Here is a 23,279-nt window from a genome sequence, read left to right as displayed (position 1 = left end):
CATGAAAATAATAAAAAATATTCTGATGCTTTTGGGGGTGGTATTTATAGCAAGCAGTCTAATTTTTGCAGTACAAAATACGGATGCAATTACTGAAAAAAGAGACCTTATGGCCAATGATAGCATTCAGAAAAATGTGGCTTCGGAATATAGGATTTCCTCCATAGATATACCAGAAGATTTGAATTTTGCCGGGGAAATCGTTCCTCAATCCGATCCGGAAATTATGGAACGTGTAGATCGTGAGTTCTTGGTGAATACTTATTGGCAATCAAATGCCTTATTGTTGATGAAACGGGCCCACAAATATTTTCCGGTAATCGAGCCTATTTTGGCGAAGAACGGGATACCTGATGATTTTAAATACTTGGCCGTTGCCGAAAGCGGATTGACGAATGTAGTTTCGCCTGCCGGGGCAACAGGTTTTTGGCAGATAATGAGAGATACGGGAAGGGAGTACGGACTTGAAGTAAATTCGAATGTTGATGAACGTTATCATTTGGAGAAATCGACCGAGGTGGCCTGTAAATATTTGAAAAAATGGAAAGATAGATATGGCAGCTGGGCATTGACCGCGGCAGCTTATAATGCAGGGCCTGGGGCGATCAATAAATATATGGGCATTCAACAAGTGGATAATTATTGGGATTTGCTATTGGGTGACGAAACAGGGAGATATGTGTTTAGAATCATGGCCATTAAAGAAATTTTGTCCAATCCCGAAAAATATGGCTTTCATATAGAAAAGGAAGATATGTATAAGGCCGTGCCTACCTTTACGGTTGAAGTAGATAAGCCGGTTGCCGATTTTGCCGATTTCGCTCAAGAATATGAAATCACCTATAAAATTTTAAAAAGACATAACCCTTGGTTGAGGGAGCCTAATTTAAATAATGCCTCCGGTAAAAAGTATGCTATAGAAATACCGAATAAAGGATATTATCAAATGGGGAGATAAATTCCAGTAGAGATAAAAAAACCTTTCTGATATCAGAAAGGTTTTTTTTTGAATATTGGGTAGAATGGGTTAGATTTTTTTCATTTGTTGCTGCATCATTTTTATCTGATCGGCTAACATGTTGTTTTTGTCTAACTTCTTCGCTTCGTTAAGTAGCATTGTGGCTTCACGCTTACGTCTTTTTTGCATCGCTATACCTGCGAGGCTTAATTTGGCCATGGCTACATCATAATCCATAGTAAGACCAAGTTTCAAGGCTTTTTTGAAATATTTTTCTGCCTGTGTCAGATTGGTTTGTGAAAAAATGATCCCGTGTAGATAATTATAATACCCCTGCTGTTTTACGGTCAATGCTGCCGAAGGGTTTTTAATTTTATCCAACCACTTTTTGGTTCCTTCCAAATCTTGCTTTCGCATTCTTAAAAATGCCAAAAGAATGATTTCATTTCTAAAATAAAGAAAGATAAAAATTAGCGATAAAAGGATTAGAAAAATACCATTACCTATATTTCCCTCTATAAATTGATAAACGGAATAGGCTATGATTAGTCCTGCAATGACTAATTTTAAATTTTTATTGAACATAGTTGGTTAATTTTTATATGAATTTGTATTTGGTGGAGCTTTTCATTTTAGGTAAAACCCCATAAAAATCGAGCCACGTAAGTGCTAAATTTCAATTCTGGCAAAATTAGTCAAAAGCTAGGTTTTCAATGGTAAGGAATTATAAAAATATTTTTTTTCATAACACTTGCCAAAGAAAAAACTCTTTGTATATTTGCGCCCAGTTTTACCCTTCCCTTGAACGAGGGATTTTTACAAATAAAAACAAGCATTTAATATATAGGCGATGAGCAAGAGAACGTTTCAACCATCAAAGAGAAAGAGAAAGAACAAACACGGTTTTCGTGAGCGTATGGCTTCCGTTAACGGAAGAAAAGTTCTTGCAAGAAGAAGAGCAAAAGGAAGAAAAAAATTAACCGTTTCCTCTGAACCAAGCCACAAAAAATAAATGATTTCTTATTTTTAAAAATATTGAGGTGTTACTTTTCTGAAAGTAGCACCTTTTTTTTGTCCAATTCTGAAAACACTTCATTAAAAAATGCCGAAAAGAAAAGATTTAAACTCAATATTGATAATAGGTTCTGGTCCCATTGTTATTGGTCAGGCTTGTGAATTTGATTATGCCGGTAGTCAATCCTTGCGTTCGTTACGTGAAGACGGTATAGAAACTATTTTGATCAATAGCAATCCTGCAACCATTATGACCGATCCTACCATGGCGGATCATGTCTATTTAAAGCCTTTGACAACAAAATCGATCGTTGAAATTCTAAAGGCTCATCCACAGATAGATGCAGTGCTGCCGACTATGGGGGGACAGACTGCTTTGAACCTTTGTATCGAGGCGGATAAGAAAGGTATTTGGGAAGATTTTGGAGTAGAATTGATAGGGGTTGATATTGACGCCATCAATATTACCGAAGATAGAGAGCAATTTAGAGAATTGATGTTGAAGATAGGTGTTGGCATGGCACCCCAGGCAACAGCAACTTCATTCTTAAAAGGTAAAGAAATAGCCCAGGAATTTGGTTTCCCGTTAGTGATCCGAGCATCTTACACCCTCGGTGGAGCTGGAGCATCCATAGTTTATAAGTCAGAGGATTTTGACGAGTTATTAAGTTATGGATTGGAAATTTCCCCAATTCATGAGGTGATGATCGATAAGGCCCTTATGGGTTGGAAGGAATATGAACTTGAGTTATTGCGGGATAAGAACGATAATGTAGTTATCATTTGTACCATAGAGAATATGGACCCGATGGGTATCCATACGGGTGATTCCATAACCGTTGCACCTGCCATGACCCTGTCTGATAGAACGTTCCAGAAAATGAGGGATATGGCAATTAAAATGATGCGTAGCATAGGGGATTTTGAAGGAGGGTGCAACGTACAATTTGCTGTGAGTCCTGATGAGAAAGAAGATATCATAGCCATTGAGATTAATCCACGGGTTTCAAGGTCATCGGCATTGGCATCAAAAGCTACGGGGTATCCAATTGCTAAGATTGCCACTAAACTGGCCATAGGATATTCTCTGGATGAATTGGAAAATCAAATCACAAAATCTACATCGGCTTTATTCGAGCCGACCTTAGATTATGTAATCGTAAAAATACCACGTTGGAACTTTGACAAATTTGAAGGCTCTAACCGTACCCTTGGCCTGCAGATGAAATCTGTAGGAGAGGTTATGGGTATTGGGCGTTCCTTTCAAGAAGCGTTGCATAAAGCTACCCAGTCCTTAGAAATAAAACGAAATGGATTAGGGGCGGACGGTAAAGGTTATAAAGACTATGATCAAATCATAAGTAAGCTAACCATACCTAGTTGGGACAGGGTTTTTGTAATCTATGATGCTATTCAAATGGGTATTCCTTTAAGTAGGATTCATGAAATCACAAAAATAGATATGTGGTTCCTTAAACAATATGAGGAATTACATTTCTTGGAAAAGGAAATCTCAAAATATACCATTGCCTCATTAAGTAAGGATTTGTTATTGGAAGCCAAGCAGAAAGGTTTCGCCGACCGACAAATAGCACACATGTTGGATTGTTACGAAAGTGAAGTCTACAATAAACGGACAGAATTGAATATAAACCGTGTTTATAAATTGGTAGATACTTGTGCGGCAGAATTTAAAGCGATGACGCCTTACTACTATTCAACCTTTGAAGCGGAAATAGAAAAACCGGATGGTACAAGATATGTAGAGAATGATAGTGTGGTTACCGATAAGAAAAAGATTGTAGTTCTTGGGTCAGGTCCAAACCGAATCGGTCAAGGAATCGAATTTGATTATTGTTGTGTTCATGGGGTATTAGCTGCAGCTGAATGTGGTTACGAAACCATTATGATCAATTGTAATCCAGAAACGGTATCGACAGATTTCGATACTGCCGATAAACTTTATTTTGAACCTGTTTTCTGGGAGCATATCTATGATATCATTCGTCATGAAAAACCTGAGGGAGTGATTGTGCAGTTGGGCGGACAAACAGCGCTTAAACTAGCGGAAAAATTATCTAAATACGGGATCAAAATTATCGGAACCAGTTTCGAGGCCTTGGATTTAGCGGAGGACCGGGGTAGTTTCTCCGAATTGTTAAAGGATAATAATATTCCCTTTCCTGAGTTCGGTGTCGCCGAGACAGCGGACGAAGCATTGGCACTGGCCGATAAGTTAGACTTTCCGTTATTGGTAAGACCTTCGTATGTTTTAGGGGGTCAGGGCATGAAAATTGTCATTAACAAAGAAGAACTGGAGGAACATGTGGTTGACCTTCTACGAAAAATTCCGAATAATAAATTATTGTTGGATCATTATTTAGATGGGGCAATTGAAGCGGAAGCCGATGCCATTTGTGATGGAGAGGATGTTTACATCATTGGTATCATGGAGCATATAGAGCCTTGTGGTATTCACTCAGGTGATTCTAACGCAACGTTACCTCCATTTAATCTTGGTGAATTTGTAATGCAGCAAATTAAGGATCATACCAAAAAAATTGCCTTGGCTTTGAATACAGTTGGTTTAATTAATATTCAATTCGCGATAAAAGATGATATTGTTTATATCATCGAAGCGAATCCAAGAGCTTCACGTACAGTGCCATTTATTGCAAAGGCCTACAAAGAACCTTATGTAAACTATGCGACCAAGGTAATGTTGGGAGAGAAGAAGGTCAAAGATTTCAACTTCAATCCGCAATTGGAAGGTTTTGCCATTAAACAACCGGTATTCTCTTTCAACAAATTCCCTAATGTAAATAAAAACTTAGGTCCAGAGATGAAGAGTACCGGAGAAAGCATTCTATTCATAGATAGCTTAAAGGATGACGAGTTCTACAACCTATATGCTCGGCGCAAAATGTATCTGAGTAAATAAGCTGTAGTTATAAGTGATAGTATGCCGAAGTAAAACTTTATACCATTAAAGTTTTCCTTCGGCATATAGTTTTCTAATTTCCTTCTTATCGAATTTTACAACACTGGTTTTTTTACCTATTTCTATAGGTGGCCCGATGTCTGATAATTTTAAAAGTCTCTCTCTCTCTCTAAAAATTCTTTTAGTTCATTGGCGCAAATAGGTTTTAGACATTTAATAGTATAATAATGGCCCAAGAATAACCAGCATTTGATGATATGTCATCGCCTTTACCTTGCGAATACCATACAAAATGTAAGCGTTTCTTTTTTAGTAAAATGCACTATTCGCAGCGTATAAAATGGTTTTCGCATCTAGGGTGTAGTCTGCTATTGGTCCGTTCAGGGGCATTATTTTTTTGGAATTTTTAAAGGAAAATTTTATGGCAATTGAATAGAACTATTCTTGTTTTTTTAAGACATTATTAATTCATACCGAAATTTGACTTTTTCATTTGGCGGTCTAGTTTACATTTAAATCGTATGTATCCAAATAGTTTGAAGTCCCTTTTAGACTAAAAATAAGCACCACATGAGATTTTAAAGCTAAAATTTAATTTTATTAGGGAATGATTACACGTGATTATTCGCTATTCTTATCCATTGGAATTCTAATCACTTCATGTTGAAAAAAGTACTTCTGTTTTTAGCACTATTAATGCTCCTATTTATGGGATTGACCTACTGGTCACTTTCCAGTACTTCAAAAGAATTTTCAACTTGTGAAATAGTAGGTATGGGAGATCTAGACACCATTAACTTTAAAAAATATGACTCTGTCTTAGTGGCCGCCAGCACTTTATATACTGCAGATGAAGTAAAAAATCTCATGCAAGGTGAGCAATACAGAGCCGCTTGGTCAACACCTGTAAAAGTTCAAATAGTCTATTTAGACACGCTTTTTGGACACGTTAAAATCTTGGAAGAGGGTGGGGGGCATCAAACCCATTCCTTAAAATTGGAAACCGATAATGGCACCTTGTTGACATTACGGAGTGTCACCAAAGACCCATCTCCATTAATACCAAAAGTTGCAGAAACACTAGGGTTAGAAAATATCGTGGTCGATGGTATTTCTGCGCAACACCCGTATGCAGCTTTAGTGGTTTCAAAGCTTTCAGAGAAAGCGGGAGTTTATAGTACGAGACCTAAACTGGTATTTATGCCCAAGCAGGAGAAACTCAAAAATTTCAACGATAAATTTGGAAACCGCTTGTTTCTTTTGGAGTATGAAACAGAGGGCAATGCCACATGGTTGGGAGAAAAGAATATATCCTCTCTAATAGACACCGAAGATTTACAGGAACTGAAAATAGAACAGCCTAAAACGGTATCAATAAATGAATCGGCTTTGGTAAGGGCGCGTCTGTTCGACTTGTTGATCGGCGATTGGGACCGTCATGCAAAACAATGGGGTTGGGCGATTGAGAAAAAAGGAGACTCGATTACGGCAATACCATTGCCCTGTGATCGTGATAATGCATTTTTTAACTTGGAGGGGGTTTTGCCGAATTTAATTTCTAACAACATGGTTTTGCCTGAAGTGCAATCTTTCGAAAAAGACGTAAGTTATATAGAAGGATTAATATCTCCATTTGATGTATATTTTATGAAGGATATCCCAGAAACAATATTTACACAAGAGGCAGAGAAATTACAATTTTTATTGACAGATGAAGCTATTTCATCGTCTTTTTCTGTCTGGCCAAAAGAAATTTTTAAGTTAGATGGAGAGGAACTTATTAAAAAAATAAAAAGTAGACGGAAAAATTTAAAGGAATATGCCGCCCAATTTAAGAAAGTACTGAACGAGAGTGGAGCATTGGAAGAACCTTTAAAAGGGTCTGAAGATTTGAACCTAAACAAGGAGCAAATGCAGTGTTTTAACTGTTTATGATACTTCTGAGATAATCCATTCTTCAATTCCAATGAAACAACTAAATCAAAAAAATAAATAAATATGACTGTAGGCGTAGTTAAAAAGGTTGAAAAACATGTAAAACATCTATTGGCCGATCAACTCAACAACAATTTCTTATTTCATAGTCAGGGATTTACTAAGAAACAAGTCGCTAAAACAGAAAAAATTCTAGAGGAGAGCCCTTCATCCAAAGTGGATAAAAATCAGGTACTCATCGCGTCATGGTTTTTAAATACCGGTTATGCGATTTCGTATGAAGACCATGTTAAGGAAAGTATACAGTTGGCTACCAACTTCCTAAAAGAAGAAAAAATTACCGAAAAGGAGGTCGAGAATGTTGGCAAGCTGATACAATCGGCTTGGGAAGATAGCACTCCGAAGAATGAAGAAGAGGCTATTTTAAAAGATGTTAGAACGTTTTTTTACGCCTCTGAAGATTTTGAGGAAATGTTGGGTCTTTTACGACTCGAACTTGAGAATTTTCAGAGGCCGGTGGCAAATATGGAATCTTGGCGATTGCAATACGTAGAGAAGCTTCGAATAGAGCATCGATTTTATACTGATTTTGCCAAGGAGAATTGGCAAGAAGGTAAAGAGGAGAATGTTCTTGCACTTATGAAGAGTATGCAAAAAGCAGTTAAGACGGAAAAGAAGGAAACCTTAAAGGCTAAATTAAAAGATGAAAGTCCACAAAGGGCAATTCAGTCCTTGTACCGTATAGAATTAAGAAACCATCTTAAATTAAGTGATATTGCAGATACCAAGGCTAATATCCTACTCTCAGTAAATGCGATAATCATATCCCTTTTATTGGCCAATTTGTTGCCTAAATTAGATTCCCCGTCCAATTCTTATCTTATTTATCCCACTGTAATTTTTGTGCTTTTTAGTATTGCGTCAATGATTATGTCGGTTTTAGCGACGCGTCCCAAGGTCGACAATACTGAACTGGTAGATGATGATATTAAAAAGAAAGACACTAATTTTTTATTTTTCGGTAATTTTCATTCCCTTGAAATGGGCCAATTTAAAGCGAAACTTAAAGAAATCATCAAGAGCAAGGAGTCCATTTATGATTCCTTAAGCATGGATCTTTATTATTTAGGTAAGGTGCTTCAGAATAAGTACAGATTGTTGCGGTGGACCTATTCAATATTTATCGTTGGTATTATCCTGTCTGTAATCGCATTTACTATCGCCCTTAAATATTATGGAATAGAAGATGAAATTTTAGAAGCTGTAACACCAGGTAGTTAGATAATATGTTTTAAAACAACTCTTTAATTATTAATGCTCAATTAAACCAGACCGCATATTTTTTTCTTCGTAACTCTAATGCCAAAAGTTCTTCCATTTTTAACGCCTCGGCTCTAGAGGTTATAGGATCAATATGGTTATAGAGACTGGGTCTTAAATAAGAACCGTATTTTTTAACAATTGAAGAAGATAAGTTATGTCCCTTACTATTTCTATAACCTGTTTTATGCTGCTTTAACCGCTCTTTTGGGGTCTTGCTGGTCATGCCGACATACAAACATTCTAGCACACCATTGAACTGTGGATTGGCCGCTCTAAACCTGCGATGTTCTGTATAAACTTTTTTATGGAGTTCAACGACGTATATTCTATATTCTGTTTTTGCCATTAAGAGATCGATTGTTTCGTGGGGCAGAGCGTCCTATTGAATAAAGAATGGCCTTTCTTAAAACTCTTCTAATATTGATTTTCCTTTGGAGCAATCGCCCGATGTCCAGTGCCAATCCTCATACAACCTTATTCTACCATTGGGTAATAGTTCATAAGTAGACCTACATTTGCCGGTCATAAGTTCCCCTTTTTTATTTACCTGATGGTAACGCATATCGATTGTTCCTGCTGCGTTCACTAAACCGATAAGCTGTCCTTTTACGATATCACCACCTTGATATTCACCCGTTAAGATTTCTCCTGATTGTTTATATTCAAAAACGGTTTCTCCTGATGTTTCTCCGTTTTCTGAGTTCTGAACAGGTCTGAAGCGTTTGTTGTTATAGTTCATAGTAATTGATTTTACTAAAAAAGCAATCGTGAATGTTTAAAGTTTCTATTTACTCACGGGCCACTTCAAGACCATCGGTAGTAAATGAGAATGCTTGTGCTCCTAATCCACCCACCATAACCGCTTGAAATAAGGGGTTCAATTGTTTTTTTGAATACCAATCGATTAAAAAATTTGCACCACTTCCTCCTGATGTATCTTGTTGTTCGATAACATAATCGATCGATTCCATGGGCTTAAGAAAAATAGGAGTATCAATATAGCTTCTTACCAAATCACCTTGTGTGTTGTAATAATCTATTTTACTAACAAAGAGACTGTCCCTAATACTGGTATTCCGTATACTCAAGGTTGCTGTAAGTAAGGTTCTAGAATCTCTTGTTTGGTTATAGATGTCTGAATAAATAGGAACGTATACTTCTCTCACTAGTGAGTCTATTACAACTTCATTGACCCTTCTGTCCAATACATGTTCATCAAGTATCTCAACTTGATTAACATCTTTCTTGGGCTGTTTGCAGGAATTAATGAAAAGTAAAAGCGCAAACAAATAGCTTAGACGAAGGGTCTGAATCATCAGTTGTTTTAAATTCGGGAAATTATTCATCCCATTCTGTATGGAAGATACCTTCTTTATCCAATCGTTCATAGGTATGTGAACCAAAATAATCCCGTTGAGCTTGTATAAGGTTTAAAGGCAATCTGCTAGAAGTATACGCATCAAAATAGATAAGTGAATTGGAAAGTCCTGGCAGAGGTATACCGTTTATAGCTCCAAAAGCAACTAATTCTCTAGCTGCTCCTACGGTCTCTTCAACTTTATTTACAAAGTTTGGTGAAAGTAATAGGTTCGGTAAAGAGGCATCAGCTTTAAAGGCTTCTGTGATGTCCGCTAAAAGTCCTGCGCGAATGATACAACCTGCACGCCATATTTTAGCGATTACTGAAATATCCAATTTATATCCATATTCCTTTGAAGCATCGGCTAATTGATGAAGGCCTTGTGCATAGGTTATGATGAACGAGAAATACAATGCTTTTTCTGAAAGTTCGGCTAATTTTTCCTTATCCATATGGGCCACTTTAGGTCTGCCATACAGGGCATCGGCTTTTACTCTTTCATCTTTCAACGCCGAAAGTTCGCGCATACTTACGGCAACATCTATCGATGGAACTGGAATACCCAAATCCATTGCATTCTGACTCGTCCATTTTCCGGTTCCCTTTTGTTTTGCCTTATCCAGAATTTGGTCGACCAATCGGCCATCGGTTAAATCATCTTTTTGCTCGAAGATTTCAGAAGTAATCTCTACTAAAAAGGATTGAAGTCTTCCTGAATTCCATTTTGCGAATGTCGAATGAAGCTCGTCGTTGGTATAATCGCCCCCCTTTTTAAGAATGTCATAGATTTCAGAGGTTAACTGCATTAGTCCGTATTCAATACCATTATGGACCATTTTCACATAATTTCCTGCAGATTTCGGACCTAAATAAGCAACGCAGGGTTCACCTTCATATTTCGCCGCCACGGCCTCGAAAATTGGTTTGATATGTTCGTAGGCAGATTTTGAACCGCCTGGCATAATGCTCGGACCTCTACGGGCACCTTTCGCCCCACCCGAAACACCGGCGCCAAAAAAGTTGATCGCCCTATTTTGAAGTTCACTTTCCCTACGATCCGTATCGGTAAAAAATGAATTACCACCATCGATGATAATATCACCTTTGTCAATATAGGGTAAGAGTGATTCTATAACAGAATCGACAATTTTTCCAGCGGGCACCAACAACATTATTTTACGGGGTTGTTTTAAAGATTTTACAAAGGTCTTAATATTGGTGGATGCATCTACTTTTTCTAAATCGCCACCTTCGTCTTTCAAGGAATTTACCTTCTCTTTATCCAAATCATATCCATAAGCGGTAAATCCATTATCGGCCACATTCAGGATGAAATTTCGTCCCATTACTCCAAGACCTACCAAACCAAAATCGTACATAAATAAATTATTTAAATAGTTATAAAAATACCAAGGAATTTATTGTTCTGTAGGAATTCCTTAAACCTAGTTGGTGTAAACCAAAAATATATTAAAATATTGACTTTAATAGCAATTGCAGTTGCAAAGCAACTTAAATTTGCGTTTCTTTTCAATATATTTAAAATAAGTATAGAAAGCGTTTATGAAGAAAACAGACAATCAAATGCTCATCATTTTTGGTGCATCTGGAGATTTGACGGCAAGAAAATTGATACCCGCTATTTTCAATTTATATGAAGGGAAACATCTACCGGATAAATTCGTGGTACTTGGGGTGAGCAGAAGTGATTTGGGCGACTTAAAATTCAGGAGTAAGGTTGTCTTGGAAAGCACCTACTTGGAAAAGGAACGTAAAGATAACGATGAAACCTACATCGAGAAGTTTGCCGACAAATTGTTCTATGAAGATTTAGGATCCGAATACGATACGTCTTATGAACGCTTAGAGAAGCGAATCTCTGATTTGAATCAGAAATATGGTACTGATGGTAACTATATCTTTTACCTTTCTACACCACCAAGTCTTTACGAGCCCATTGCCAAAAATCTATCAGACCAAGGTTTGAACAGCGAGACCGATGGTTGGCGAAGGCTCATTGTTGAAAAACCGTTTGGCTATAGTCTTGAATCTGCAAAAGAATTGAACGATGGGCTTCATACCTATTTTAAGGAAAGTCAAATTTTCCGTATCGATCATTACTTAGGAAAGGAAACGGTACAAAACTTGCTGGTAACCCGTTTTGCCAACAGCATATTCGAGCCCCTATGGAACAGGAATTATATACACCACGTAGAGATTACCAATGCAGAAAGCGTCGGTGTTGAAAAACGTGGAGGATACTATGATAAATCGGGTGCTCTACGAGATATGTTCCAAAGTCACCTTTTGCAGATCGTGGCCCTAATCGTAATGGAACCGCCCTTAAGCGCAAATGCAGAAGAAATCAGAAATGAAAAGCTCAAGGCATTGAAATCGCTCAGGGTAATGAACGATGAACAAACCTTGTTCGATAATACGATTAGAGCACAATATGTGAGCTCTAAAATTGAGGGTAAAGAAGTTAAAGGATATCGTGAAGAAGAAGGGGTAAATCCAAATTCAACGACCGAAACCTATGCGGCCATAAAATTTTTTGTGGATAACTGGCGTTGGGCCGATGTTCCGTTTTATGTTAGAACGGCAAAACGTATGCCGACTAAAGTAACCGAAGTGGTCATTCACTTTAAAACACCCCACCACCAAATTTTCACGGAGGCGGGAATGAGCAATAAGGATAATAAATTGATTATCCGTATTCAGCCTGATGAGGGAATCCTAATTAAATTCGGAGTTAAAGTCCCTGGGCAAGGTTTTCAGGTAGAACGTGCCAATATGGATTTTTACTATTCTAGCTTAGCTGATACCCATGTTATGGAGGCTTACGAGCGGTTGTTGTTAGATGCCATGCAAGGTGACGCAACTTTATATGCCAGGGCAGATGAAGTTGAAACGGCTTGGGCTTTCGTAGACCCCATTTTAGAATATTGGGAAAAAGGAAAAGATGTTAAAATGTATGGGTATGCCGCGGGCGTTTGGGGCCCTGAAAATGCAGATGATTTGATTGAAGGTGTGGGAGAATGGCGCAACCCAAGTGAGAATTTAGCGGATGATACCGGATATTGCGTTATTTGTTAATACAAACAATTAAGATTTCAATTTATAAAAGAGACAACATGGAGGTTAAGGTGTATCAAAACAAGATGAGGGTTGCCGAAGAATTTTCAAAGTATTTTGCGGCAAAGTCAAATGAAGATCACCCCTTTCATGTAGCGTTGTCGGGTGGAAGCACTCCTAAAATTGTGTTTGATGTATTGGCCGATGAATTTTCAGGTAAAATCAACTGGTCTAACATTCATCTATATTGGGGAGATGAGCGTTGTGTAGCTCCTGACGATGATGAAAGTAATTATAAGATGACGGTAGAGCATCTTATTTCTAAAATTGATATTCCTGAAGAAAATATTCATCGTATCAGAGGGGAAGAAGATCCGCAAACCGAAGCCAAACGTTACGGTAGTTTATTGGAAGAAATACTGCCTAAGGAATTAGGGTTACCACAGTTCGATTTAGTGATTTTAGGGATGGGTGACGATGGGCACACGGCTTCTATCTTTCCACATGAACTAAAGCTATGGATATCTCCTGATAATTGTGAAGTGGCCACACATCCAGATTCCGGTCAAAAAAGAGTTTCCATTACAGGTAGGATAATCAATAACGCCAAAACCGTGACATTCTTGGTTACGGGGGATACCAAGGCGGATAAGGTCAGAATTATCGTGGATCGTGAGGAAGGCTATTTAAAGTATCCGGCAAGTCATGTATCTCCTAAAACAAAAGATTTAGTTTGGTTCTTGGATGCCGATGCGGCAGAAGAACTTACATTAGATCAATCTTAATGTTTTCATTTTCCAATTCCTTTAAATAATCAATGGATTTAAAGGATTTTGGTTCGAATTTAGTATCGCGTTGCTGCGCTTCTAATTTACGATATTTGCTTCGGGCAAATCTTCTTACACCTTGGTTATCAGAAACTATCAATCCGGGAACTGGTACATTTTTACCATCTTCACCTTTGGCAACCATGGTGAAATAGGAAGAATTGCAATGTTTTCTTTTCCCTGAAGTTATGTTTTCAGACTCTACCCTTACCCCGACGACCATCGACGTTCGACCCGTATAATTAATGCTGGCCTTTAAGGTTACTAATTCTCCAACCTCAATCGGGTTCAAGAAATTCACCCTATTGACCGAAGCGGTAACGCAATACTGTTGTGAATGTTTAGAAGCACAGGCGAAAGCAATTTGGTCCATTAGGTTTAAAATGTAGCCACCATGCACCTTTCCTCCAAAGTTGGAATGGGAGGGAAGCATCAACTCCGTTATGGATACCTGAGATTCTTTTACACTTTTAAATTTTTCCATTCTACAGAATATGATTCGTTCTCTCTAATTTCTAAAATGTGGTGATTTTTCAGCTTTTACATCGGTTATGAAATATTTGGTATCCCCTAACCAAAAGAAGGTAGAATAACGTTCTGTGTAATCTACTTTTACGTACTGGCCTTGGTATTCCTTCAGTTTTTCAATAACGTCTTTGTCTTTATCCAACACAGAAAAAGAGAAGATTTGTGCCCCTGATATCCCTTGGCTTATTTCACCTTCCCAAGTTTTGACCAAAACACCTTTGTGACTTATTTTTATTAACTCTCCAGAACGTACCCCTTCGCTAAAAGGTACGAAATAGATAAAGGCATAATAGAGTGCCGCTAGGGCAACGATTCCTAAAACTATTAGTGATACTATTTTTTTCATCGATTAAATTTTAGTGTTCATTTTGGATTGTATGCTAATTACACCTAATTATCTGTTTCTGTTACGGTATTAGGATTTTAATTTTAGCTCTTCTTCAAAATCACCATCTTCCAAAGCCCTTTTCAATATCGATTCTGGAATGGATTTTTTGGCCTTGGCCCCCATTTTTTTTAATTTTTCAATGCTGGCAACGATGTTGCCTCGGCCTTCTACCAATTTGTTCATGGCGCCCCGGTACTCACCTTTAGCCTCGTCCATTTTTTTTCCAACCTTCGTGAGGTCGCTTACAAAACCTTCAAACTTATCATAAAGAGCACCGGCCTGCCGTGCAATTTCTATAGCGTTGCGTTGTTGTTTCTCATTGTTCCACATACTATCTATAGTCCGTAAGGTCGCTAATAGCGTAGATGGTGTAACAATTACGATGTTCTTTTCAAAAGCTTTGTTGTATATAGAACTGTCTTGGTTGATCGCAATAGCAAAAGCAGGTTCAATGGGGACGAACATCAGAACAAAATCGGGACTTTCCATTTCATAGAGATCCTCATATTTCTTGGCCGATAATTGGTCTACGTGCCTTCGCAACGAATTAATGTGGTCTTTTAAGTATTTGCCTCTAAATTCCTCATCTGAATTAACATAGCGTTCATAATCGGTCAAGGAAACCTTCGAATCGACCACCATTTTTTTACCGTCGGGTAGATTAATAATTACATCGGGTAAAACACGAGTGCCATCTGTACGGGTAAAGCTTTGTTGCACTGTGTACTCCCGATTTTTTTCCAATCCAGATTTTTCTAAAACACGCTCCAAAACAAGTTCTCCCCAGTTACCTTGCATTTTGCTATCACCTTTTAAGGCTTTCGTTAAATTCTCCGCTTCTTGGGTAATCTTCAGATTTTGGGTCTGCAAATTTAAAAGTTGTTCTTTGAGTGCAGAATGAATACTGATGTTCTCTTTTTGGCTTTCTTCTACCTTTCTTTCGAAAAGTTGAATCTTTTCATTTAAAGGGGTAAGGATATCTTTTATGTTCTTTTCGTTACGTTCTGTAAATTTCAGGCTTTTCTCCTCAAGAATTTTATTGGCAAGGTTTTCAAATTCCTTAGTGAATTTTTCCTGTAATTTTTCTACTTCTTCCTTTTGTTCCCTATTTTTTTCCTGTAAGTTTTCTAAATCTGCCTGATACCGCACAATTTGAGTGCTCAACTGTCCTTTTTCTGTTTGTAAAGTAATCCGATGTTGTTCCGCATCTTTTAATCGCTCTTGTAAAACAGAAAGATTATTATGCATTTGCTGCTCTCGCTCCTCTAGGGCACTTTGTCGGGCTTTTGTTTTTAACCGTTGTATGTAGTTTCCTAGAATATAACCTATGACTAAACATAGGATACCAAAGAGGACATACATATAGATTTCGTTCATGATTTTTATGAAGAGATGAAGTAAAGATACTGGATCGACCTGTAATTTTTAAAAGGCTTTCTGGTTTTAATTAACATCCCTCGATGACTGGTTATAAAGCAAAGTAATTAAACTTGCTTCTTTATTTTGAAAGATCCGGTGTTAGCATCAAAGGAAATCAAATCGGTAGGGAACAAGGTGTCAAAGCTGTTGTTTTCAATGAGTTTACAGGGTTCGTCAAATGCATTCGTTCTACCATCTAAAACTAGCATTTTGTCGCACAATTGTATGGCCAATTCAATTTCATGGCTTGTAAAAAGTATGATTTTTTTCGTTTGATGCGCAATCTGTTTCAATAATTTCAATATTTGGACCTTGTGGTAGAGATCCAAATGGGTGGTAGGCTCATCAAGAAGTATAATAGGAGTATCTTGAACTAAAGCTCTCGCAATCATAACACGTTGCAATTGACCGTCACTTAATTCATAACATTTTTTATCCAAGAACGCATCCAATTTCAAAAGGGAACTACTTTCATGAATAATTGATTTATCCTTTTGAGATAATATTCCCAGCCAATTCGTATAGGGTTGTCTTCCTAAAGCTAACAGTTCCTTAACGGACATGTTCTTTGATGTGATGGGCTCCGTTAAAACCACACTTATTTTAGTAGCTAGATCCAAGGCTTCTATGGTTGACAATTCCTTTCCATCCAGTCTAATGAATCCTGATAGTTTCTTTTGAAAACCTCCAATGGTTCGCAATAAAGTAGACTTCCCGATACCGTTAACACCCACAATTGCGGCCAGCTCGCCTTCGGCAAGATCAAAAGAAATAGCTTTGGCTATTATTTTAGTGTCATAACCGATAGCTAATTCTTTGATAATTAATGAGCTATTTCGTTCAGTAGTTTTAATGGCTTTATTTTTTAAAGGAATCAAAAATAGTCTAATCTAGGCACTTTTATACCTCTCGATTGAGGTTCTATAAAGCCTATTCTTTCTTTTTTAGGGAAGGATGATTGACATGAACTATGCTAATTATATTTTTCGAACAATTTTTTCAATTGACTGTCATATAGGGGCTTAATGAGAAATTCTTTAACAATTTTATAGTGTAGCGCCCTATCTTTATCTTCTTGATTAATAGAGGATGTGGTAATAAAAATAAGAGGTTGTTCACTGATCGGAAGTTGAATGAAAGCATCCAAGAATTGCCAACCATCCATAAAGGGCATGTTTAAATCCAAAAAAATAATATTTGGTAATTTTTGCCCTGAACGTAATATGGAGGAAAGGTTGTCTAAAGCCTCTTTTCCGTTTTCGTAGACCAAAACATCATCGCCAAAATCTTTGTTATGGTTTAGTAATATTTTTGTGCCATAAACAAAAATGGGGTCATCATCAATTATGCAAATTGTATTTAATTTCATAAAATAAACCTCTACTTAAAAAAAATAAGTGCATTTCATTCAACCTCACAATATTACGATTAGATTCTAACATACACCAATTAATAGTTAAACTATGATTTGGGAAGAATTAATCGTTCTAAATATAATTAGGTAGGTAACACTCAAAATAGCATTTTCTTTTTACGCACCAACAACCAAATGACTAAGGGAGCTCCGAAAATACTGGTTATCGTATTTATAGGCAAAACATTCACAGAACCGGGTAATTGTGCTATAGTATCGCAAAGTAACATTAAAATGGCACCGCAACATAAGACAGCAGGAATAAGAATCTTGTGATCTGTAGTATGAAAAAGTTGGCGTGTAAGATGAGGTACGGCCAAACCCACAAAGGCGATAGGTCCGGCAAACGCAGTAATGCAACCGGCCAATAATCCCGTAGCAATGATGATCATACGGCGTGAGTTTTTCAAGCGCACCCCTAAGCTCTGGGCATAATTTTCCCCCAATAGAAAAGCGTTAAGTGATTTGATCGATAAAACACTTAACACAATACCTGTGAACGTGCAGAGTAATACGATTACTAACTGATACCATGATAAATTGCCCAAACTACCAAAAGACCAAAAAATGTATTGCTGTAATTTTTCCGCTTTGCTGAAATAGGAAAGTATGCCCACAATCGCCGCAGTGACACTGCCGAACATTAATCCAATTATAAGAAGAGCCATCGTGTCCTTTACTTTTACAGCAACTGCCAGAACCACTAATAGGACCAAAAAACTTCCTAGACTGGATGCCGCGGCCAACACTATATCGTTAAAGACTGATAATGAGGTAAGTCCTGAAAAAAGGGATGACCCCATGATGACTAACGCAGCACCGAGACTAGCCCCAGAACTGATACCGAGAACAAAAGGACCTGCAAGCGGATTTCTAAAAAGGGTCTGCATTAAAAGTCCGCTCAAGGAAAGTGAAGCACCTACCACAAGGGCCGTAAAAGCTTTAGGTAGACGGTAATTCCAAATAATATAAGAAAAGGAGGATAGTTCCTTGTCCGCATCAAAAATGGTCTTCAAAGTGACCGAGAATGGTATGCGAACCGACCCTAGACTCACATTTAAAATAAAACAGCAAAAGAGCCCTAGAAGTAAGAGCAAAAAGTGAATTGAATATGTGGGCTTTTTCGACAATTAATCTAATGGTTTAAAAAAGAACGGTTTATAGTCAGGTAACAGGCCAGGGTGTAAAATATGAATAAGATCTTGAAGTACAAGGTCGGGTCGCTGTGGCGCCAGTTCGTAATACAGCGTTCCACCTGTATCGCCGGTGGTATTAGCAAAGGTGTAGATTTTTTTAGTATTGAAGGAAGCAAACTGGGCATAATGTTCACTTGAGTTTTTCATATCGTTATATGAGGTGAATTGAGCGGGACCGATCCAATAATCGGCATTTTTGGCCACATCCAATACACTTTCCCAACTTAAGGACAGGCTTCCACTTTCTGGGGTATCGGCCCATAAATAATTAGCATTGGCATCTTTAAAAAAATTGGCGGCCCAACTTTGCCCCCCTGGTAAATACCATACATCCCTATACATGGCCCCACTAAGCACCGTTGGTATGTTGTTGGCACTGGCGGCCAGTTCTTTTGCCTGAAGATAGTCCTCTTCAATTTCTTTAAAAATAGCGTCGGCTTCGGCCTCTTTATTGAAAAATGGGGCAAAAAACTTGAGCCATTCCGCTTTGCCTAAAGGAGTTTCTTCCATCCAATCCCCATTATAAATCACAGGTATGTTCGAACGATTTAAGGTCCCATATGCACTATTGGCATCACTTACCGCAAACCCTACGACAAGGTCGGGCTGTAAGGCCAAAACTGCCTCTACATTAAGGTTTTCGTTGTTACCCAACTCCTGTATGTTTCCAGAAGCCACACGTTCTCGTGTAGCCTCAGATGAAATGTACTTTGTATCGGGGAATCCGATGAGTTTATCTAAAACACCCAGAGCTTCCAGGGCCGGAATATGAGTAGTAGAGGTTACTACTATATTTTCAACAGGTACAGAGATAATGGCATCATATTCATTTTTGTTCAGGCTCATGGCCGCTTGTTTCTCCTTGGAGATTAGAGCGTACGTAAATGATGCATCCGTATTTGGCCATGGTGAACGTATTCGCAATAGGGTTAAACCAGATGATCGATGTTCTATGGAAAAGCCCTTTGCATAGTGTATATCAGTACTTTCTATAGGGGTTTCATCAAGAATTGCTTCTTTTTTTCCCTGCTTACAACCACATAAAAAGAGTAAGTAACTGAAAACGAGTAGTTGTTTCAATATGCCGATTTTTAGTTCTATTTTTCAAAAGTAGTATTATAAAACTTTACCTAGAAAGATTAAACAAAATGTTTATTTTCGCCGTGAATTTTGGTTTCCATCGCTTTTAAGCGTCGGAATTAAAAGGGAATCCGGTGTGAATCCGGAGCTGTTCCCGCAACTGTAAGTTTATGCCGAACATAGTTCTGCCGGCAGGTAGATTGGGTACGGCACCTTTTTTAGAGGATGTTATTTTCTTCAAAGCCACTGTGCAAACTGAACCGGTTCAGCCAACATGGGAAGGCAAAATAGCATAAAACAAGTCAGGAGACCTGCCTTATTCAAACAATAAATGTTAAACTTTCGGGATAGAAGTTTACGTATGGGTACAGACATACTACGCTCCCGTTTATGAATTTAAACGAATGAAAAATTATTTTTTGTGGCCTACGGTCACTGTTTTGTTATGTGCCAACGTAACGGCACAGGAACAACAAGATTCCGTTAAAACGTTAGAATTAGATGAAGTGGTCGTGAGTGACTCTCGTTTTCAGTTAAAAAGAGAAAACTCTGGAAAAACGGTTATCAAAATTACTCAAAAGGAATTACAGCAAAATCAAGGACGTTCAGTAGCTGAAATCATCAATACCAAAAGTGGCATTGAAATTAATGGTAGCCGCAGTTATGCAGGTCAAAACCTGTCTACCTACGTGAGAGGAGGTAACAACCGCCAAGTTTTGGTGATTATAGATGGCATTCAGGTATCAGATCCGTCAGGCACGAATGGGGAATATGATTTACGGTTGTTGAATACTTCGCAGATTGAAAGTATCGAGATTTTAAAAGGAGCCGCTAGTACCTTATATGGTAATTCTGCAGCCACCGCTGTAATTAGTATCACTACCAAACAGGCGAAGAAAGAAGGACTTGGTTTGGAGGTATTATCCAGTTTGGGAACAAATCAAGACCAAAGTGATCAAAATTATAATATTTCCGATTTTTCAAATACCCTTAACCTTACGGCAAAAAAAGGTAAGTTGTCGTTTTTAGCATCGGGCGGACATCAGTTCACCGATGGCTTATCAGCTGCCATTGGAACCGAACCTGATGCTTTATCTCGAATAGACGGTAATGTTAAGGTCGGATATCAATTCACGAAAAGAATACAACTTACCGCGTCGGCATTCTACAACAAATTGAATAGCGATTACGATAATGGATTCCCCATTGAAGATGCTGATTTTCAATTTGTAAGTGAACAATCGCGCTTTGGTTTAGCCGGTACGTATGGATATAAAAAGGGAAGTTTTCACGTAAATACGGCATTTAACCAAATAGATAGGTCTTTTTTCGCAGATTTCCCATCTGCCTATAATTCCCAATCGTACGTGTTAGATGTTTTTAATAAGTATACCTTTCTTGAAAATGTGCATACCATCGTCGGTTTAAATTATATTGACAACCAAACGCTTTTTACCGAAGAGAAGAATGCCAATTCTTGGGATCCGTACGCCAACTTTGTCTATATCGGTGAATCGGGAATTAATGTGAATGCCGGTGTTCGTTTAAACAATCATAGTAACTATGGATCTCATTTTATTTACAATATAAATCCCTCCTACAGGATAAAAACAGGTTCTGGTTATTTGAAGTTTTTAGGTTCGTATGCAACCTCTTATATAGCACCTAATTTATCACAGTTATTCGGTCCTTACGGAGCCAACCCAGATTTGGACCCTGAAGATGACAGAACGTTGGAAGGTGGTCTGGAATATAGGATGTCAGAAAAATTCTCTTTCAATGCCGTTTATTTCAATAGAACGGAAAATGAACGCATTGAATATGTGACCATTGATCCCGTGACCTTTGAAAGTCAGTACAGAAATGCTGGAAATACGGCACATTTTGATGGGGTAGAGGTAGGTCTTACTTCTGCACCCTTAACAGGTTTGACATTCAATGCTAATTATACCTACACGAATTCAAAAGAAGGTTTAGCTTTACGAGTGCCAAAAAATAAGGTGAATGCTAATTTAGGATACGATTTGAATACGAAAACGTATGTCGGACTTTCCTATCAATATGTATCTGATCGTACGGATACTGATTTTGCAACTTACACCAACGTGAATTTAGACAGTTTCAGCTTGGTAAACCTTCAGGTAAAACACCAATTCTCGGATAGATTTGGAGCATTTCTATCGATGGATAATCTATTTAACGAACAATACACAGAGTTGGTAGATTATACTACAAGAGGAAGAAGTGTACGGCTCGGGTTTAAGTTGAGCTTGTAATACAATATATAAAAACGGGCAGCGTAAATAGCTGCCCGTTTTAAATTCTATTCAAATTTTAGGTCATATACCGTGTCATCGATCATCTTATCGTTGAACGGACTGAACATTTTAGAACTGCTGATGATATCTATGGGATTGTTAACGGTAAAATCACGTTTACCTGTCTGCCCCGTAATTTCTTGAATAGCTCTAGCCAATAGAGGCTCATTCTGTTCTCCTAAAATTCCAAGATTGCCGTAGTCTTCTTTTAAAGCAATATCGGGCTGTAAACCATCCGTATAATCTGAAAAGCCATCGGCGTTTTCGTTTCGGCCAATGAGTGGTTGAATGGCCCATTGGTTATCTGGATTTATTTTGTTGACCCTAGAAGGGGTATATAAATAAGAGTTGTCACGATCATCTACCAGTGTTGTAGAGAATTCATTCTTCCCTCTAGTTACATCACCAATTTGAATAACATCTATATAGGGTTCCAAGCTATTGATCAGCAATTCACTTGCAGATGCAGACCCAGAAGTAGTCAATACATAAAGTTTTGAAAGTCCTAAGGGCTTAATTGTTTTACCACCTACTTTATCGGTAAAATAGACTTCTAATTGTTTATCGGTAAACTGCACTTGAAGTTTTTCATTGTATCTCTTTTTCAAAAATACATTAGAGGTATTAGTGTCATAAATTAAACTGGCCAAAATACGGGTAGTATTTACCGAACCTCCTGGATTGTATCGTAGATCCATTATAAGATTGGTTATCCCAGCAGCTTTTAAATCCTCTACTGCGGCGTACAATTCGTCATCGTATTCATTGGTGAACTGATTGTACATGATATAACCGATATTCTCACCTCCGATTTCAAAGGATTTCGAGATAAAAATTGGGTTTTCTGCCAATGCTTCCTGCTTGGTAAGAACAATTTCTTTGTCATTGGGTACAACTTCTCCGTTAACAAAGTCGGCCATATTAAGGGTATAGGTGTTATTTTCCCCAAAGAGTAATCCTGTGTAATTATCAACCGTTAACGTTTGTCCGTCCACTCCTGTAAATAAATCTCCTCTTTGTATTTCTACGGTAGCGGCATTGGAGTTTGGAATAATGTAGCGCACGAAACCAAAAACGTCATTACTCCCTTGTATTTTTACGAGACCGAATTCCAATCCATTACTTTTGGATATGCCTGCCAATGAATTGGTAAGCACCCGATAATCTGAATTATAAAAACTAAAACGATCCTCTTTATATTGTAATTTTTTTTCAAAAAAAGCCCCGGGGTTTTCTTCTGAATCCAAAAATGCCGTGTAGGCCGCCCTCCCTTCTTTGGTATTCTCAAAACGTTCATCCGCTAAGTCCTTAACGTCGGCCTGCCAGAAATACCAAAAATTCATGGCTTTCCACATAAAATCTTGAACTTCAACCTCTGCAGAACCATCTGGATCAACGGTATCGGTCAGGATAAGGTCTTCATCTTTTGAGCAGGAAAAAATAATTGACGCCGTTAGTACAAATAAAATTTTCTTCATAAATAGGGGAACTGTAATTTTTGAA

The 23,279-nt window shown here is 37.9% G+C and carries 21 protein-coding genes and 1 riboswitch; of the genes, 8 read left to right on the top strand and 13 right to left on the bottom strand.

Annotation, left to right across the window (positions count from 1 at the left end; translation table 11 throughout):
* Position 1: 1 nt before the first annotated feature.
* Positions 2 to 958 (top strand): transglycosylase SLT domain-containing protein, encoded by a 957-nt coding sequence (locus tag ACNR9Q_RS13975; RefSeq protein WP_419211838.1) that lies wholly within the window; start codon positions 2 to 4, stop codon positions 956 to 958.
* Positions 959 to 1,027: 69 nt separating this feature from the next.
* Here ACNR9Q_RS13975 and ACNR9Q_RS13970 read toward each other — a convergent pair whose 3' ends face one another.
* The gene (locus tag ACNR9Q_RS13970; RefSeq protein WP_419211837.1) at positions 1,028 to 1,543 is read right to left on the bottom strand and encodes a DUF2892 domain-containing protein; all 516 of its coding nucleotides are present in this window, start codon (positions 1,541 to 1,543) and stop codon (positions 1,028 to 1,030) included.
* 265 nt (positions 1,544 to 1,808) lie between these two features.
* Between ACNR9Q_RS13970 and rpmH the strand changes: the two genes are divergently transcribed.
* The 4 genes from rpmH (at position 1,809) to ACNR9Q_RS13950 (ending at position 8,129) form a co-directional block, all read left to right on the top strand.
* The gene (rpmH, locus tag ACNR9Q_RS13965) at positions 1,809 to 1,970 is read left to right on the top strand and encodes a 50S ribosomal protein L34 (protein ID WP_036155072.1); all 162 of its coding nucleotides are present in this window, start codon (positions 1,809 to 1,811) and stop codon (positions 1,968 to 1,970) included.
* Between the two features lie 90 nt (positions 1,971 to 2,060).
* On the top strand, positions 2,061 to 4,913 hold the full coding sequence (gene carB / locus ACNR9Q_RS13960) for a carbamoyl-phosphate synthase large subunit (RefSeq protein ID WP_419211836.1): 2,853 nt from the start codon (positions 2,061 to 2,063) through the stop codon (positions 4,911 to 4,913).
* Between the two features lie 660 nt (positions 4,914 to 5,573).
* Positions 5,574 to 6,848 (top strand): hypothetical protein, encoded by a 1,275-nt coding sequence (locus ACNR9Q_RS13955; RefSeq protein WP_419211835.1) that lies wholly within the window; start codon positions 5,574 to 5,576, stop codon positions 6,846 to 6,848.
* Between the two features lie 63 nt (positions 6,849 to 6,911).
* Positions 6,912 to 8,129, top strand: a complete 1,218-nt coding sequence (locus tag ACNR9Q_RS13950; RefSeq protein WP_419211834.1) for a Pycsar system effector family protein — start codon at positions 6,912 to 6,914, stop codon at positions 8,127 to 8,129.
* A gap of 37 nt (positions 8,130 to 8,166) precedes the next feature.
* Here ACNR9Q_RS13950 and ACNR9Q_RS13945 read toward each other — a convergent pair whose 3' ends face one another.
* From ACNR9Q_RS13945 to gndA, 4 genes are read right to left on the bottom strand one after another with little or no spacing between them, the layout of a single operon-like run.
* Positions 8,167 to 8,517, bottom strand: a complete 351-nt coding sequence (locus ACNR9Q_RS13945) for a ribose-5-phosphate isomerase (RefSeq protein WP_419211833.1) — start codon at positions 8,515 to 8,517, stop codon at positions 8,167 to 8,169.
* A 57-nt stretch (positions 8,518 to 8,574) separates the two neighbouring features.
* A complete protein-coding gene (locus ACNR9Q_RS13940) occupies positions 8,575 to 8,910 on the bottom strand; it encodes a n-acetylglutamate synthase (protein WP_419211832.1) in 336 nt (111 codons plus the stop codon).
* 49 nt (positions 8,911 to 8,959) lie between these two features.
* The gene (locus tag ACNR9Q_RS13935) at positions 8,960 to 9,559 is read right to left on the bottom strand and encodes a DUF3124 domain-containing protein (protein ID WP_419211831.1); all 600 of its coding nucleotides are present in this window, start codon (positions 9,557 to 9,559) and stop codon (positions 8,960 to 8,962) included.
* Positions 9,510 to 10,910, bottom strand: coding sequence for an NADP-dependent phosphogluconate dehydrogenase (gene gndA, locus ACNR9Q_RS13930; RefSeq protein ID WP_419211830.1), 1,401 nt, complete (start codon positions 10,908 to 10,910; stop codon positions 9,510 to 9,512). Before gndA ends, ACNR9Q_RS13935 begins: the two co-directional genes overlap by 50 nt.
* Positions 10,911 to 11,094: 184 nt before the next feature.
* On the opposite strand from gndA, the gene zwf reads away from it, so the two are divergent.
* The gene (zwf, locus tag ACNR9Q_RS13925; RefSeq protein WP_419211829.1) at positions 11,095 to 12,627 is read left to right on the top strand and encodes a glucose-6-phosphate dehydrogenase; all 1,533 of its coding nucleotides are present in this window, start codon (positions 11,095 to 11,097) and stop codon (positions 12,625 to 12,627) included.
* A gap of 38 nt (positions 12,628 to 12,665) precedes the next feature.
* Complete coding sequence (pgl, locus tag ACNR9Q_RS13920) at positions 12,666 to 13,391, top strand: 6-phosphogluconolactonase (protein WP_419211828.1); 726 nt, start codon at positions 12,666 to 12,668, stop codon at positions 13,389 to 13,391.
* Here pgl and ACNR9Q_RS13915 read toward each other — a convergent pair.
* The 7 genes from ACNR9Q_RS13915 to ACNR9Q_RS13885 all read right to left on the bottom strand — a co-directional run bounded on the left by ACNR9Q_RS13915 (position 13,372) and on the right by ACNR9Q_RS13885 (position 19,458).
* Positions 13,372 to 13,917, bottom strand: coding sequence for an acyl-CoA thioesterase (locus tag ACNR9Q_RS13915; RefSeq protein WP_419211827.1), 546 nt, complete (start codon positions 13,915 to 13,917; stop codon positions 13,372 to 13,374). The two genes, pgl and ACNR9Q_RS13915, sit on opposite strands and share 20 nt — an antisense overlap.
* Before the next feature lie 24 nt (positions 13,918 to 13,941).
* Entirely contained in the window at positions 13,942 to 14,307 is a 366-nt protein-coding gene (locus ACNR9Q_RS13910; protein WP_419211826.1) for a 6-phosphogluconate dehydrogenase, read from the bottom strand.
* A gap of 69 nt (positions 14,308 to 14,376) precedes the next feature.
* Positions 14,377 to 15,726: a DNA recombination protein RmuC gene (rmuC, locus tag ACNR9Q_RS13905; protein ID WP_419211825.1), complete on the bottom strand. Its 1,350-nt coding sequence runs from the start codon at positions 15,724 to 15,726 to the stop codon at positions 14,377 to 14,379.
* A gap of 107 nt (positions 15,727 to 15,833) precedes the next feature.
* Positions 15,834 to 16,646, bottom strand: coding sequence for an ABC transporter ATP-binding protein (locus tag ACNR9Q_RS13900; RefSeq protein ID WP_419211824.1), 813 nt, complete (start codon positions 16,644 to 16,646; stop codon positions 15,834 to 15,836).
* Positions 16,647 to 16,741: 95 nt separating this feature from the next.
* The gene (locus ACNR9Q_RS13895; RefSeq protein WP_419211823.1) at positions 16,742 to 17,137 is read right to left on the bottom strand and encodes a response regulator; all 396 of its coding nucleotides are present in this window, start codon (positions 17,135 to 17,137) and stop codon (positions 16,742 to 16,744) included.
* Positions 17,138 to 17,280: 143 nt separating this feature from the next.
* Entirely contained in the window at positions 17,281 to 18,312 is a 1,032-nt protein-coding gene (locus ACNR9Q_RS13890; RefSeq protein ID WP_419211822.1) for a FecCD family ABC transporter permease, read from the bottom strand.
* The gene (locus tag ACNR9Q_RS13885; protein ID WP_419211821.1) at positions 18,313 to 19,458 is read right to left on the bottom strand and encodes an ABC transporter substrate-binding protein; all 1,146 of its coding nucleotides are present in this window, start codon (positions 19,456 to 19,458) and stop codon (positions 18,313 to 18,315) included.
* 74 nt (positions 19,459 to 19,532) lie between these two features.
* A riboswitch (cobalamin riboswitch) is annotated at positions 19,533 to 19,792 on the top strand.
* Between the two features lie 70 nt (positions 19,793 to 19,862).
* On the opposite strand from ACNR9Q_RS13885, the gene ACNR9Q_RS13880 reads away from it, so the two are divergent.
* Positions 19,863 to 21,734: a TonB-dependent receptor plug domain-containing protein gene (locus ACNR9Q_RS13880; protein WP_419211820.1), complete on the top strand. Its 1,872-nt coding sequence runs from the start codon at positions 19,863 to 19,865 to the stop codon at positions 21,732 to 21,734.
* A 47-nt stretch (positions 21,735 to 21,781) separates the two neighbouring features.
* On the opposite strand, the gene ACNR9Q_RS13875 is transcribed toward ACNR9Q_RS13880, so the two are convergent.
* Positions 21,782 to 23,254, bottom strand: a complete 1,473-nt coding sequence (locus tag ACNR9Q_RS13875) for a S41 family peptidase (RefSeq protein ID WP_419211819.1) — start codon at positions 23,252 to 23,254, stop codon at positions 21,782 to 21,784.
* Positions 23,255 to 23,279 lie beyond the last annotated feature (25 nt).

This window comes from Maribacter sp. X9 (assembly GCF_048537565.1).
Classification (GTDB): Bacteria; Bacteroidota; Bacteroidia; order Flavobacteriales; family Flavobacteriaceae; genus Maribacter.
Note: the sequence above shows the minus strand (reverse complement) of the source record. Positions and strands in the feature narration are given on the sequence as shown.

What these genes read in the sequence shown, in the direction of transcription:
- ACNR9Q_RS13895 (WP_419211823.1), bottom strand. Translation starts at nt 17,137, where the DNA reads ATGAAATTAAATACAATTTGCATAATTGATGATGACCCCATTTTTGTT.
- zwf (WP_419211829.1), top strand. Translation starts at nt 11,095, where the DNA reads ATGAAGAAAACAGACAATCAAATGCTCATCATTTTTGGTGCATCTGGA.
- ACNR9Q_RS13945 (WP_419211833.1), bottom strand. Translation starts at nt 8,517, where the DNA reads ATGGCAAAAACAGAATATAGAATATACGTCGTTGAACTCCATAAAAAA.
- ACNR9Q_RS13950 (WP_419211834.1), top strand. Translation starts at nt 6,912, where the DNA reads ATGACTGTAGGCGTAGTTAAAAAGGTTGAAAAACATGTAAAACATCTA.
- ACNR9Q_RS13970 (WP_419211837.1), bottom strand. Translation starts at nt 1,543, where the DNA reads ATGTTCAATAAAAATTTAAAATTAGTCATTGCAGGACTAATCATAGCC.
- ACNR9Q_RS13975 (WP_419211838.1), top strand. Translation starts at nt 2, where the DNA reads ATGAAAATAATAAAAAATATTCTGATGCTTTTGGGGGTGGTATTTATA.
- rpmH (WP_036155072.1), top strand. Translation starts at nt 1,809, where the DNA reads ATGAGCAAGAGAACGTTTCAACCATCAAAGAGAAAGAGAAAGAACAAA.
- ACNR9Q_RS13875 (WP_419211819.1), bottom strand. Translation starts at nt 23,254, where the DNA reads ATGAAGAAAATTTTATTTGTACTAACGGCGTCAATTATTTTTTCCTGC.
- carB (WP_419211836.1), top strand. Translation starts at nt 2,061, where the DNA reads ATGCCGAAAAGAAAAGATTTAAACTCAATATTGATAATAGGTTCTGGT.
- rmuC (WP_419211825.1), bottom strand. Translation starts at nt 15,726, where the DNA reads ATGAACGAAATCTATATGTATGTCCTCTTTGGTATCCTATGTTTAGTC.
- ACNR9Q_RS13955 (WP_419211835.1), top strand. Translation starts at nt 5,574, where the DNA reads ATGTTGAAAAAAGTACTTCTGTTTTTAGCACTATTAATGCTCCTATTT.
- ACNR9Q_RS13935 (WP_419211831.1), bottom strand. Translation starts at nt 9,559, where the DNA reads ATGAACGATTGGATAAAGAAGGTATCTTCCATACAGAATGGGATGAAT.
- ACNR9Q_RS13915 (WP_419211827.1), bottom strand. Translation starts at nt 13,917, where the DNA reads ATGGAAAAATTTAAAAGTGTAAAAGAATCTCAGGTATCCATAACGGAG.
- ACNR9Q_RS13940 (WP_419211832.1), bottom strand. Translation starts at nt 8,910, where the DNA reads ATGAACTATAACAACAAACGCTTCAGACCTGTTCAGAACTCAGAAAAC.
- gndA (WP_419211830.1), bottom strand. Translation starts at nt 10,910, where the DNA reads ATGTACGATTTTGGTTTGGTAGGTCTTGGAGTAATGGGACGAAATTTC.
- ACNR9Q_RS13880 (WP_419211820.1), top strand. Translation starts at nt 19,863, where the DNA reads ATGAAAAATTATTTTTTGTGGCCTACGGTCACTGTTTTGTTATGTGCC.
- pgl (WP_419211828.1), top strand. Translation starts at nt 12,666, where the DNA reads ATGGAGGTTAAGGTGTATCAAAACAAGATGAGGGTTGCCGAAGAATTT.
- ACNR9Q_RS13910 (WP_419211826.1), bottom strand. Translation starts at nt 14,307, where the DNA reads ATGAAAAAAATAGTATCACTAATAGTTTTAGGAATCGTTGCCCTAGCG.